Below are 14,182 nucleotides of genomic sequence, written 5' to 3'. Positions count from 1 at the left end.
CGCAATGGAGAGCTCTATGCACAACTTAATCTTACCTCTGATGATGACCGGTCTGTTGGCAACCACAGCAATCGCAAGCGAAGACCATTCCGGCCATGCTGATCATTCTGGTCATGACGCCATGCATGACGGTGTGCAAACGCAAGCCACAATCAACAGTATAGAAGGCAAAACGGTTAATCTCTCGCACGGCCCCATCCCCGAAATCGGCTGGCCCGCGATGACGATGGATCTTCAGCTGTTGGATGAAGCAAAAGTTGGTGATGTGGCGGCAGGTCAAGACGCCCTTATCGTGCTCGAAAAAGGAGAGGACGGTATGTATGCCATCCGCGCTCTGATGCCTATGGAGTAGGCTCGAGCCAATATCGTTCTGCTGTGACCATCAACAGCCGTCTCAAAAGTGTTTAACTATCTGGATGTTTTGTAACGCGTTGCAGCCGTAAAGCAGACAATCCATCCGTGTGACCGGATGACGGCTTTGTCCGCAATCTGGTCTTTCGCCTCAGGCCTTAGTTATGGCCGCAATGCGGGACAAAGTTAGCTTTCGCTGCAGTTGCGCCAATGACTGGTCCCGGCGCGGAGTGCATGGTTTCTAGCACCTTACCTCACCACGAAGGTTGTATAATCGCGAATCCTATCAGGCGTTTGGCTATCTTGATCCGGAGATATCCCGTTGTTGATTAGCAAGTCTATGTCGCGCCCAGAAGTTTGATTGAGCATCATTTCAAATAATTGAATGGCCGGACCGCCAGCCATCGGGCTAGCATTCAGCAAACTGTTGCCGCAGCCATCAGGCAGGCTTCTGTCGCCTGGCACGTACTGACTAAATGGAACGCCCTCAGGTAGGCCAACAATGGATTGGCGCCTGTCATTCACTGTGACCACGCCAACAATTTCGCTTTGACCCGATACCTCAAAGTTCCATTTTAAAGCGCCGCGCCCTTTCAGGAACAAGAACATAGGCCCGCTGCGATCTATTTGCACATCTACTTCGCCAGGTTCACACTGGTCCGAACCTTCGCCAAGGATTTCAGTCGGACTACCCGAACTGACAGACTGCTGTGACGTTCCTATATCACAGTGCTTGAAACGTACTCCGTCACCAAGACGTCCATGCTGCGTTGACAGCACAACCACCTCAGCATCCGACGGTATGTCGATCAAAGGACACAGTTGTGTGTTCCATTGCTTATGATTTTCTAAGCTAACCGCGGCATCCAGTTGTAAGGACGCTAGCGATGGCGAAAGACCATCCGTTCGGCCCAGCGAGTGAGGACCGCACTGGGATCGAAATCCGTCGCTTCGAGATGAACCTGTAGAACGGGTACGGGCCAGAGGTCCACTTGGTGAGAAAAAACAATATCTGCCGGTGTCACCGGCATTTCGGTCGGGAGTACGATGAGAGCTATTTAGAAAGATGACAGGCGTCCTGTCTGCCTTGCGCAAGTCACGCGGAATCTCACCCCTGAAATTGTGCCCTAATACAAAATCTATGCGGGGTTCGAAACTGAAATCCGGATCAAAACGTGTGCGATAACGTTCGTTAAACGCAGTGGAAAACCGTATCAGGTCTGGGTCAGAGTCATAGTCACCGGCAGGTCTGACGGAACCATCTTCGATTAGACCTAGTATACCTGCCCAAGATGGAAGGTTTCCATCTAGGGACACAGACGTTGGCGAAACAAGTTGATCTTGTGTGAAGGTCGAAAAGCCATCGGTTGAAGTGTTGTACCTTTCGACCTCTTCATGCCAACTCTGCGGCCATTTGAACTCTTCCACCTTTGAAGCGGTTACCTGTTCGGGCTCTTCAGCTGGGACCGGCTCTTGGGGTATGTTAACCAAGGCTTGTCTTAGGGCCCCTATTTTAATCGTGGGCTTCATCCGGACATATTGCGGATCCAAGGGTACATCACCAATCCAGCTCCGCCCTTGATCTGTTAGTTCAAAATACTGCTGAGGAACGCATGACCTTGGTGGAGCCGAACAACTGGTGTTCAGGTTTCTATCTCGACCAATGACCGGTAGAAAGCTTACTTTTCGAGCATCGATACCCGTCGTCGCAACATGATCCCAACCTAAACTGCGGGCGCCCATCGCAATGACTTGATCGACTTGATCTACGTTTCCCGAGAAGTTTAAGACCGCCGCATTGTAGTGAGAAACGACTATGGTGATTGGTTTCGGGACTTCACCGATGACGACATTGACGTATTCGGCTGAATGCAATTCAGGACCTAGTAAAACGTTCGTCAATCCACCCGTGTCATGACTTTCAATAATAATGACGTCCGTTTCAGGCGCGATTGTCAGCCTACCACAGATGGGCATGGGGCCAGATTGATTGAAGGTGCACGCTGTCGTACTTTCACCGGCGATAAGTAACGCCAAAGTCGCAGTTAACAGAATCGACAAATGTGGCATTTGTTTCTTGAGGCCGAGTTTAGTCAGCATAACGAGCCCATCTATGAGTTGCATTCATAAGGCTATGACCAACTTTAACATAAGTCGATTGGAAAGCCCTCGCTTCAATGAGCGTAACCCGACATTCGTGCAAGCTGCAGCATCGGTCATTGTGGGCTCAAAGCAGCCATCCGAGGCAAATGGTCGGTTACTTCGGGTCGTATGGCGGCAATGCGGACAAGTAAGAATTCGTTGCGCTTAGCACGGGCGTCCGCTTTGCGTCTAGGCTGCGACTGACGGGACGCTTCAGAAAGTCGAAACAAGGATTGCCGCGCCGCCCTTCATGAACTGGCTCTTCCTCGTCCTAGCATTCCTGAGCTTAATGCAATTCCTGACATCACCAGTGCGAGGCCTAGAAGCAACAGTGGCGTGATCGCCTCGCCCAATAGGAAGCCTCCGAGGACGACGGCAGTGATCGGATTGAGCGCGATATAGATCACGGCAGTTGATGGCGGCAGCCAGCGCAGCGCCCACGTGAAGAGTGCGAACTGTACCGCACCCGCAAAGGTGCCAAGAAAGACAAGCGCTGCCCAACCACTTGGATCGAGTGCCGGCCAGTCCGGGCCGCCAGAGGTAAACAGGGACAGAGCCAGCAGTGCCGCTGCACCAAACATCATTGCCAGCGCCGTGACGAAGAGCGGGCCGTGCGCGCGTAGGGACGAACGACTGAAGACGGAGTAGAGTGCAGCGCAGAAGACACCTGCGAGCATGTAGACGTCGCCCCGCCAGGCACCCGCCTGAGCTTCGCCAAACGCCGACGGACCGAACACGACTGCCACACCCGCAAAGGCGAGCGCGACGGCGCCGATTTTGCGCCGACTCATCGCTTCGCGCCCGAACAGGGCGGCGACAATCAGCGTCTGTATCGGCACGGTTGCAAGGCCCACTGCCCCACGCGCCGCAGGGATGACATCGAGCGCGGCGTTAAAGCCCCAAGTGAAGAGGCAAAAGAAAAGCAGGCCTAGGATCGCGATCGTCCCCACGTCCCGGACCGACAGCCGGTGAGACGGCCAGAGCATCGGAAGAACAGGCAGGAAACAGGCAGAGCCGATCAGGTAGCGCCAGAAAGCCAGCGAAATGGGATCGACGTCACCAACGACGAAGCGCGTGGCGACGACGGCCGTGCCAGCACTCAGTGCGGCCGTTGCGGCAGCGGCATGAGCGAGGAGGGTGCGTTTGGTGTCGTCCATCTAGCGGTCACTTTCATTATGCAAGTCGCTCTATATCGGTGTGACTTTATAATTGCAAGTGACTGTGTTAGGCTGCCGTATGAGTAGAGTTAATCATCTGGACATCCCGGACGACGCATATGACTTCCGCTCGCGCTGCTCCATCGCGCGCAGCCTCGATCTGATTGGGGACAAGTGGACGTTGTTGATCATCCGTGACCTGATGTGGCACGAAAAGTCGACCTTCCAAGCGCTTCAGCGAAGCGAAGAGCGTGTGCCGTCCAACATCCTTGCGAACCGCCTCAAGAGGCTGGTCGAATTGGGCCTCGTGGGAAAGACCCCGTATCAGGACCGCCCCGTCCGCTATCGCTATGCGCTGACCGAGGTTGGGCGCTCACTTGAGCCAGTGTTGCTATCACTTATGGCATGGGGTCACGGCAACCTTGGAGGTGGCCAATACGATCCGTCGACAGGCGAGAGCAAGCTACCGTCGTGAATGGCGTCCTGCGGCACAAATGAATACGCGTGGTCTATTCGACTACACGACACGGTTCAGCCGTCGCGGCGCGGTTTGCCAGAGCCGACATTCGCGCACCCCGCAGCATCAGGTAAATTGGGCTCGTTGCTGACACTCGCCGCAATGTCCCTCAATTTCTGCTCCAGAGTGCAATCGGGCATGAATGCATTGCGAGGTATTTTATGTGGTATTAGAATTCCGGCGATACTAATAAAATTTATAAAACAGATAATTAATGGAATAAGCATGAAGACTGTCGCTCCGCCACAGTTTTTTCGCGCAGTGAAATGGCAGCAACCTCCGACATGCCGCGTGAGGGGCCGTTGTTTCGAACGGACTGCGAGAGCCTCTCCCATCAGGTTCGCCATATTCTCGTGGTTGATTGGACATCTCTGAAAGCGCCACCGCGCACCGGGTGCGCTTGTGCGTGGTGGCGGCAAATCAGGGCCGGTACCTTGCACCGGCGGATCAATTTGAGATCAGAGGAGTGGGGTCAGGCGATCCGCATCTCGTCGCGGTCGTCGATACCCATGCTGCTGTTGGCCGCAGACATCACCCGCGAGTCGGGCGTGTTCACGAACCGCTTCAGCAATTCGATCTGGAATGAGATTTCATGCGCCCGTGCCGCAAGCGAATCCCCGAAGGACGTGAGCGGCGCATGGTTGTCCAGCAAACCGCTTTTGGCCGCTTCGCAGATATTCAGGATCGGGAGTGCCAGATCGGAGATCACAAGGGCCGCAAGACGGCTGTTTTCGTCGGCCATGACCGTGTCGAATCCGTAGCCCTTGTTGAAGGCAAGGTGGAGGCTGCCCAAGAAGAAACGGAAGCGGAATATGACATGCAGGCATCCGGTCTCATCGCTTGTCACCATCATATGCGCGCCGGAAAGGGTCAGGCCCGGCGTTTCAATGGCAAAATCCTTGAAGGAGATGACCTGCGTTTCGGGGCCAAGATCCGCAAGGCATTCTTTCAGGCCTTCCGAAATCGCCTCGACAAACAGATCGTCAACACCGGCGTCACCGCTGAACGATGTCCGGTTGCGGAAATTTTGTCCGATGATTTCGCAGGAGCGCACCACCGGCGCCTTGCCTTCTTCCACGCTCAGCGTGATGACGAATTTCCTGGATGATGTGTCCTCTTCCGGGCTGTGATGTTCGTCACTTAGCCACATGTGCATTCCCCTCAGGTTTACGAGCCGCTTTTGTTATGGGTAGAAAGGAAATCTTTACGGAAAGTAAATCCGGCGGTTTTTGGTTCAGATTTTTTTTACCATGTCACAGGGGTTATTTTGGACGTTCTGACACACCGTTCGGTGCTAAACATTTTGACCGATTGGAGAAAAGGGAATGGCATTCCTTTGGGTTGCAATCTATTATCCGCTTAAACCTATTGGGGAATGCTTGCCGACATGACCGACAACGATGCCGACCTGACCATCATTGGGATTGGTTCCTCTGCCGGCGGGCTTGAAGCGATTCGAGAACTGGTCGTGACGCTGCCGTCGGATCTGCCCGTTTCTTATGTTGTTGTGCAGCATATGTCGCCCAATCACAAGAGCCTGATGACCGAACTCGTCGCCCGGCAGACGGACCTGGAAGTGGCCGATGTCGAGGACAAAACCGTCCTCAAGCCCAACGTCATTTATATCACGCCACCGAACAACGACGTTATCTACGAAGACGGGCACCTTAGACTGCGCGAGCCAAGCCCCGATCCGGCGTCGCCCAAGCCCTCGGTCAATCGGTTCTTGCAGAGCCTGGCGGAAAACCATGGCGAAAAGTCGATGGCGATTGTGCTGTCGGGGACCGGCAGCGACGGCGCCTATGGGGTGCAGGCCATCCGAGAGGTGGGCGGGATAACCATCGCCCAGGATACCGGCAGTGCAAAATATGATGGCATGCCGCATGCGGCGGTGCAGACCGGCTGCGTCGATCTGATCCTTCGACCGCTCGAAATCGGGACCCACCTCGCCAAGATCCTCTCGTCGCAGCGCGAGTTCGAAGGGTTCCGGTCCCGCTCGCCGCAGGACACACCTGTTTCCGACCTCTTGCAAATTCTTCTGGCCAAGACCCGCGTTGATTTCCGCGAATACAAACAAACCACGATCGGACGCCGGATCGAGCGGCGCATGGTGGCCCTCGGCATCACCAGCCAGGAGGAATACACGCAGTTTTGCCGCAACAATCCCGACGCGGTGGATGCGCTTTTCAAGGATCTGCTGATCTCGGTCACGCGGTTTTTCCGCGATATCGAGGAGTTCAGAGAGCTTGAACAACTCCTGCCCAAGCTGCTGGAAGAGCGCGGTGAAGGGCCGCTCCGGGTGTGGATCGCGGGCTGCGCCACGGGCGAGGAGGTGTATTCCATCGCGATGCTGCTGGCGGAAGCGTTGGGCGGACCCAATGTGGACCTCAAATCCCATGTGCAGATCTTCGCCACCGATATCGACAAAAGCGCGCTCAAGATCGCCCGCGGGGCGGTTTACAACGCGACCGCCCTAGAGAGCATCCCGCGCGATCTGGCGGATAAGTACGTGATCCGCCAAAAGGATGGGATCCGCATCATCGACAAGCTGCGCAACGCGATCCTGTTTTCCGATCACAATGTCTGCCAGGATCCGCCGTTTCAGAACGTCGATCTGATCTGCTGTCGCAACCTGTTGATCTATTTCGGAAACTCCCTGCAACAGAAGGTGCTGTCACGGTTCCATTTCGCGATGACATCGGATGCGTTGCTATTCCTCGGTACGGCAGAGACCGTCGCGGGGTCGGATGAACTATTTGTGCAGCACCGCAAGGCGGGGCACATTTTCCACAAACGGATGTTGCGCAACGTCGTCTATGGTCGGCAGAATTTCCCAATGCCGATCTACAGCCCCCGACACAAACGCGAAAAAGAAGCGGTTGAGAAGGAACAATCGACCGACCGGCAGTTTTTTGACGCGCTGGCGCAGTCGATGGGCAAGAACTCGGTGCTTGTGACCGACGATTATTCCATCGTCCGGGTCTATGGGAACATCTCCAATTTCATCGAGGTGAGTGCAAGCTCGAACCTCAAGATGCACCTTGATCTCCTGCGCAGCCCGTTGCGCGAAGAGGCGCGAAGCCTGATGACCATCGCGCTCAAGAACCAGGTCGCGCGGTCGGGGGTTCGGCATCTGTTGATGGACAACGACGGCGAGGAGGTGCGCCTCGACGTCTACCCGATCATCGCCAAGGACATCAACGAACGCGCGGCACTCGTGGTGTTCACGCCGATCAAGATCGACAAGGCCGCCACCCGCAAGGATGATGGGAAGAAACCCGATGGCAAGGCCGCGGCCGAGCGTATCCGTATTCTCGAAAACGAGGTCGCCTCGACCCGCGAAGCGTTGCAGCAAACCATTGAAGAGTTGGAGACCTCCAACGAGGAACTGCAATCGCTGAACGAGGAATTGCAATCAACCAACGAAGAATTGCAGGCCTCGAACGAAGAGCTTGAAACCTCGAACGAAGAGTTGCAGTCGACCAACGAGGAACTGATTACCGTCAACGAGGAGTTGCAGGTGACGACCGCGGAGCTGAGCGGGCGGACGGGCGAATTGATGTCGATCCTGGAAAGCGCACCGCTTGCAATTGTCGTCGTGGACAGCGCCTTCCAGATCATCCAGGCGACCCGACGGGCGCTCGACATGTTCAACATCAGGCGGCCCATTGCCACGCCGCATATCAGCCATTGCGCCTTGCCGGAAGGGTTCCCGAGCCTCGCGCCGATTTGCAGCGAAGCCCTGCAGATGGGGGAGACCGTCACCCGCGAATTCACCACCAACGGTAATAGCGTCAAGTTGAGCTGTTCCCCCTATTTCGAGGAGAATGGGCAGATCCAGGGCGCAACGATCGTGGTTTCCGAGTTTCCACGCATGGCCCGGGAGATGGAGATGATCCTGCAGACGGACCATGTCTACCTGATGCACAGGGATCTCAATGGCACGATCCTCAGGGTCAGCGATGCCTGGGCCAGGCTTTTGAATGTGTCCGCCGACAAGGCGATCGGCAAGAGCATTGGCGCGTTCATCGGCGCGGACGCCGCCGAGCGTCTTCTGAAGAATGACGCGAAATTTGCGAAAGGTGACAAGGATGTTGCCAACGAAACGCTGTCGTTCAAATCGGTGGAAGATGGCAAGGTAATCTGGCTCAACCTGACGCGATATGGCTTTTCCGACGAAGAGAGCGCGGTGTCGACGATCTATTCGGTTGCCGACGACGTGACCGAGCTTGTCGAAGCGCAGCTTGCCGCGAAAGCCAGCCTGAACAACATGGAAATGCTGCACGACTTTGCCGGGGTCGGCTATTGGGAAGTTGATCTGAAGACCAATACGATGCACTGGTCCGACAAGGTCTACGAGATCCACAAAACGACGCCCAAGGAATTCTCTCCGGATCTGGACAATGGCATTGCCTTTTATCATCCGGACGACCGGCAGCACGTGATGGATCAGGTGGCGCGCGTTCGCAATGAAGGTGGCGAATTCCATTTCATCAAGCGGATCGTCTGCGCCGACAAGACCGAGGTGACGGTGGAATCGCACGGGATTTCGATCCGTGACAGCGCCGGTGACATCATCAAGATCAGCGGTTTTTTCCGTGAGGTTCCGGGCGATACCTGACCACGTTTCGGCGGAAACCCGCAACTCGGACATGGACGCCCCCCGGCGCTTGTCCTAGTTTGGCAGGTGGACCGTCATTGCGCAGCGCGATTGGCGGTGTGTGGGTGTCGGAACTGCCGGAACGGGCTGCTTATGATTTACAGAGTTTTGCGCCTTGTCGGGGTTCGGCTTGGACTGGCCATAGTCTTCCTTTGTCAGTTCGGCGCAGCCTGGGCATTTGAGGCGGCTCTGCAACTGACCCGCGAGGACGAGCCGCTGCGCGAAAGCCTGTCGCAAACATCGCTCGTCATGACCGCCAAGCGCGAAGAGGTGACGCAGCCGCTTGATATTCTGGCGGCCGCGCAAGCCGATTACGGGACATTGGTGTCGGCGCTTTATGCACGGGGGTATTTCGGCCCCGTGATCAAGATCCTGATCGACGGGCGCGAGGCGGCGGATATCCCACCGCTGGCGCGGCTTGCGTCGGTAAGGCAGGTGCTGATCCTGATCGACACCGGTCCTGCCTTTCGCCTAGGGCGCGCCAGGATTGGGCCGCTTGATCCCGATACCGAACTGCCGGATGGCTTTCGCCCGGGCGAGCCCGCAAGCGTCGGCGTGATCAGCGATGCCGCCGAGGCCGGGATAGATGCCTGGCGCGACCGGAGTTATGCCAAGGCGCGGGTGGCGCGCCAGTCGATCACCGCGGATCATGCCAGGGCGCAACTTAATGTCGACCTGCGTCTCGATCCGGGCCGGGCGGCCACTTTCGGCAAGGTCAATGTCCCGAACGAAAGCAACGTCCGGCCTGATCGCATCCGCCGGATTGCCGGTATTCCCCGGGGCAAACCGTTTGATCCGGTCGAGCTTGAACGCGCGGCGAAACGGTTGCGCCGCACCGGGGCGTTCAGCGCGGTTACCATCCGCGAGGCCGACGAGCTTACGCCGGAGGGCAACCTGGATATCGACCTGGAACTCACCGATGCCAAGCCGCGGCGGTTCGGCTTCGGGGCCGAGATCGAATCCATCGAGGGGCTGACGCTTTCGGGCTACTGGATGCATCGCAACCTCTTTGGCGGCGCCGAACGTCTCCGGATCGAGACCGAGGTTGCGGGGCTTGGCGGTGACACCGAAGGGGTCGACACCACCCTGCGGATCAGCCTGACCCGCCCTTCGACCTTCGATTCCGACACGGATCTCTATGCGCTGATCGAGGTCGAGCAATTGGACGAAGAGCTGTTCAACTCCGACCAGGTCACCGTGGGCGCGGGCATTAGCCATTATTACTCCGAAGAGCTCGAGGGCCGGATCGGCCTTGGGTATCGCTATTCCGACGTGACCGATGAGCTGGGCAGCCGGACGTTCACGCACCTGACGCTGCCTTTCTCGATCACCTGGGACAAGCGCGACAGCGAACTTGACGCGACCGAGGGATTTTATCTCTCGATGGAGGGGCTGCCCTATTACGGCCTCGACGGCAGTGAGAAAGGCGCACGCGGCTATCTTGATGCGCGCGGATACCGGACCCTTGGCGATAGCGAGATCGTGCTGGCCACGCGGCTGCAGTTTGGCACCATCATCGGCTCCTCGCTGGCGGGAACGCCGTCGGATCTGCTTTTTCTGTCCGGTGGCAGCGGCACGGTGCGCGGACAATCCTATCAATCGCTTTCGATCCGTACAGGTACCGCGCGCACCGGCGGGCGGTCGTTCATCGGGATCGCAGGCGAGACGCGCTTCCCGGTCACCAAGAACTTCGGCGGTGTTCTGTTCTATGATGTGGGATACATTGGCCGTAACAGCTTCCCGGACGACAGCGGCGACTGGCATAGCGGGGCGGGACTGGGCGTGCGCTACAAGACCGCCTTCGGCCCGATCCGATTTGACGTCGCGGTCCCGGTGAGCGGCCCGGACACGTCCGGGTTCGAGTTTTACATTGGGATAGGACAGGCATTCTGATGCGTTGGTGTCTCATAATCTTCCTGTTTTTCGCGGGCCTGACCGGTGCCGCCGCGCAAGAGGAAACCGCTGAAGAGGATAAAGGCCGGATTGTCCGGTACCTGCAGGACGCGCTTTCGGGTCTTGGCCGCGAGGTGCGCATCGACGGGTTCAAGGGTGCGCTGAGTTCTCGGGTCAGCATGGACCGCCTGACCGTGGCGGATGCCGATGGTGTCTGGCTGACGCTGGAGGACGCGGTGCTCGACTGGAACCGCGCGTCAATCCTGCGGGGCCGGATCAACGTCACGCAGATTTCCGCAGGCCGCATCGACGTGGCACGACTGCCGGTGTCGGACGAACCGGCATCACCCGAAGCCGCAACAGGGTTTTCGCTCCCCGAACTGCCCGTCAGCATCGAGATCAAGTCGCTGCTTGCCGAAGAGGTGACGTTGGGTCCGGATTTTCTCGGGCAAGCGATCACGCTTTCGGTCGACGGCGCGGTGTCGCTCGCGGAGGGCGAAGGGCAGGCGGACCTGACCATTACGCGCAGGGACGGGCCGCGCGGTGTCTTCAACCTGGCGGGCAGCTATGCCAACGCCACACGGCAACTGGTGCTAGATCTGCTTCTGGACGAGGCCGAGGATGGCATCACCGCGACCCTGCTGGACCTCCCGGGGCGCCCGGCGCTTGAGCTGTCGGTCAAGGGGGACGCACCGATTGATGCCTTCGTGGCAGAGATCGCGTTGAAGAGCGCGGGCGAGGACCGCCTAACCGGCCGGGTCAGTACGCAGGTCGTCAGCGCCGATGCCAACCCCGCGGTCGAAGAACAGGATCTGCCGCGGATCGTCTCAGTGGACCTCGCCGGGGATCTCGCGCCGCTTTTCGCCCCGGCCTATCAGCCGTTTTTCGGCAATGATGTGGCGCTGAATTCGCTGGTGCAGCTTTTCCCCGATGGCCGCGTCAGCCTTGAAAAGCTGACGTTGCAGGCGGCGGCTTTGCTGCTTGAAGGCAGCCTCGACATCTCTGCCGACGGTCTGCCCGAGCGTTTCGAACTCGACGGCCTCCTGGAAGACCCGGCGCAGGACATGGTGACACTGCCAATCTCAGGGCCGCCCACAAAACTGCGCCGTGCCGAGATCAAGGCGCTTTTCGACGCGAGCGAAGGGGATGCCTGGATCCTCAGGACCGAGATCGACGATCTTGAACGCCCGGATCTGGAGATTGATGACGCCACCATCGCGGCGAGCGGGACAATCGAAAACGCGGATGGACGCGCAGTGACCGCACGCCTCGATAGCGGGGTGCGTGGCATCACCTTGTCGGATGAAGCCCTGTCGCGCGCCCTCGGTGATGCCTTTACTCTGGTTGGCGATATCACCTGGCGGGAAGGGAAGCCGATCACCCTGCAGGACATCACCCTCACCGGAGAGGGGATGGCGCTTTCGGGATCTGGGACCGTTGACGGCCTGGAGACCGCGATCCTTTATGACGGCACGCTGGAGGCGCAGGTCGAGGATATCGAACGCTTCTCCGGCCTGGCGGGCCAACCTTTGTCTGGTTCGATTGACGCACGGGTGAAGGGGCAGGCCGCACTTCTGACCGGTGCTTTTGATCTCGACCTTGACGCGACCGGCACCGATCTGGGCGCCGGGATCGAGAAGGTCGATCCGATGCTCGCCGGTGAAAGCACGCTTTCTGTTTCGGCCAAGCGGGACGAAGACGGTGTTGTCCTGCGCTCGGCGACGCTAGATACAGCGGCGGTCGAGGCAGCGGTGAATGGGTTCATCAATTCCGAGCAGACCAATTTCGAGTTTCAGACGGCGCTTGATGATCTGGAACGGCTTGTGGCCGGGATCGCGGGACCCGTCGAATTGTCGGGGGAAGCGACGCGGCACGACACTGGGTGGCTGATCGACCTCGACGGGACCGGGCCGTTTCAATTCGCCGCCAAGGGCCGGCTTGCGGTGCCGGACGGTGGCGAGCCGAGCGCCAAGCTCTCCGGCCGGATCGGGAATGTCAGCGCCCTGTTGCCTGACCTGCCCGGAAGCGCGGAATTCGTGGCGGAACTGCGCCAGGCAGGTGAGAACTGGAATGTCGAAACAACGGGCGAGGGGCCGGGGGGCAGCACCTTTGCCATTGCGGGTCAGGTCAGGGCGGATGCAAGCCGCGCCGACCTTGAGATCGACGGCACCCTGCCACTGGCACTCGCGAACCGGCGGATCAGCCCGAATGCGATCCAGGGCATGGCGCAATTCGATCTGCGGCTTGACGGGCCGCTGGCGGTGTCCTCGATCACGGGACGGCTAAGCACGTCCGGGACAAGGTTGAACCTGCCATCGGTGCAGACGACGCTGTCGGACATCGACACGGTGATCACCCTCTCGGGGTCACAAGCTGACATCAAGACCAACGCCAGTCTGGCAACGGGCGGGCGGCTGGCCGTGGCGGGGCAGGTCGGCACCCAGGCGCCCTACCGAACGAATATCGGGATCAACATCCTCGATGTAACGCTTCGCGACCCCAAACTTTTCGAGACGATGGCACGTGGCGGGTTGCAGGTGACAGGCACCGCGCCGGGGAACCTCAACATTGCGGGGCAGATCACCCTCGACAATACCGAGGTGCGTGTCCCGTCCACCGGTTTGGGCGTGGGCCACATCCCCGAGATCAAGCATATCAACGAGCCGGGCGACGTCAGGCGCACCCGCCGGGTTGCTGGGCTGATCGAGGATCAGGCCGAGGCCGACACTTCCGGTGGCATCGCCATCGGCCTCAACGTGCTTATTGCCGCCGACAACCGGGTGTTTGTACGGGGGCGGGGCCTTGATGCCGAGTTGGGCGGGCGTTTCCGCGTCACCGGCACGACGGCTAACATCATCCCCATCGGCGGGTTTGACCTGATCCGGGGGCGGTTGGATATCCTGGGCAAACGGCTGAACCTCGATGAAGGCAGCGCCCGGCTCCAGGGCGACTTCGTCCCAGGATTGCGGCTGGTTGCCAGCACGGTCAGCGATGACGACACGGTCGTGCGGGTTATAATCGAAGGGCGCGCCGACGCACCGGATGTGAGTTTTGTCTCGGACCCGTCATTGCCCGAGGATGAGATCCTGGCGCGATTGCTCTTTGGCCGCGACCTGGGGTCTCTGTCGGCGTTCCAGGCGCTGCAGCTTGCCTCCGCCGTGGCGACGCTGGCGGGCCGTGGCGGCACAAGCCTTGCCGAACGCCTGCGCGAATCCACCGGCCTTGACGATCTGAGCGTCACCTCCGACGGAGATGGCGAAACCACCGTCGGCGTCGGAAAATATATCAGCGACAATATCTACACCGACGTACAGATCGGCGACGATCAGAACAGCGAGGTCAACCTCAACATCGACCTGTCGCGGCGCACCAAGCTGCGCGGCTCTTTGGGCGCAGATGGTGGCACGGGGCTCGGAATTTTCTTCGAAAAGGATTATTGACGGACTTTGGTGCGCTTTTTCT

8 protein-coding genes are annotated in these 14,182 nt (G+C 58.7%); 5 read left to right on the top strand and 3 right to left on the bottom strand.

Annotated features, from left to right (window positions below):
* Positions 1-16 precede the first annotated feature (16 nt).
* Positions 17-352, top strand: a complete 336-nt coding sequence (locus RBB29_RS14905; protein ID WP_306114470.1) for a copper-binding protein — start codon at positions 17-19, stop codon at positions 350-352.
* Positions 353-600: 248 nt separating this feature from the next.
* Here the strand turns inward: RBB29_RS14905 and RBB29_RS14900 are convergent, their stop codons facing one another.
* Positions 601-2,451, bottom strand: coding sequence for a hypothetical protein (locus tag RBB29_RS14900; protein WP_306114469.1), 1,851 nt, complete (start codon positions 2,449-2,451; stop codon positions 601-603).
* Positions 2,452-2,741: 290 nt separating this feature from the next.
* Complete coding sequence (locus tag RBB29_RS14895) at positions 2,742-3,650, bottom strand: DMT family transporter (protein ID WP_306114468.1); 909 nt, start codon at positions 3,648-3,650, stop codon at positions 2,742-2,744.
* A gap of 79 nt (positions 3,651-3,729) precedes the next feature.
* On the opposite strand from RBB29_RS14895, the gene RBB29_RS14890 reads away from it, so the two are divergent.
* The gene (locus RBB29_RS14890; RefSeq protein WP_306114467.1) at positions 3,730-4,125 is read left to right on the top strand and encodes a helix-turn-helix domain-containing protein; all 396 of its coding nucleotides are present in this window, start codon (positions 3,730-3,732) and stop codon (positions 4,123-4,125) included.
* A gap of 514 nt (positions 4,126-4,639) precedes the next feature.
* Here RBB29_RS14890 and RBB29_RS14885 read toward each other — a convergent pair.
* The gene (locus RBB29_RS14885; RefSeq protein ID WP_306114466.1) at positions 4,640-5,317 is read right to left on the bottom strand and encodes a hypothetical protein; all 678 of its coding nucleotides are present in this window, start codon (positions 5,315-5,317) and stop codon (positions 4,640-4,642) included.
* Positions 5,318-5,554: 237 nt separating this feature from the next.
* Here RBB29_RS14885 and RBB29_RS14880 point away from each other — a divergent pair, with 237 nt between their 5' ends.
* From RBB29_RS14880 to RBB29_RS14870, 3 genes are all read left to right on the top strand, one after another.
* Positions 5,555-8,788 (top strand): chemotaxis protein CheB, encoded by a 3,234-nt coding sequence (locus RBB29_RS14880; protein WP_306114465.1) that lies wholly within the window; start codon positions 5,555-5,557, stop codon positions 8,786-8,788.
* Between the two features lie 132 nt (positions 8,789-8,920).
* Positions 8,921-10,720, top strand: coding sequence for an autotransporter assembly complex family protein (locus RBB29_RS14875; RefSeq protein WP_306114464.1), 1,800 nt, complete (start codon positions 8,921-8,923; stop codon positions 10,718-10,720).
* On the top strand, positions 10,720-14,160 hold the full coding sequence (locus tag RBB29_RS14870; protein ID WP_306114463.1) for a translocation/assembly module TamB domain-containing protein: 3,441 nt from the start codon (positions 10,720-10,722) through the stop codon (positions 14,158-14,160). The genes RBB29_RS14875 and RBB29_RS14870 overlap by 1 nt, the downstream gene beginning before the upstream one ends.
* The last annotated feature ends 22 nt before the right edge of the window (positions 14,161-14,182 follow it).

Origin of the sequence: Roseovarius sp. MMSF_3359 (assembly GCF_030733385.1) — a bacterium.
GTDB lineage: Bacteria > Pseudomonadota > Alphaproteobacteria > Rhodobacterales > Rhodobacteraceae > Roseovarius.
Note: the sequence above shows the minus strand (reverse complement) of the source record. Positions and strands in the feature narration are given on the sequence as shown.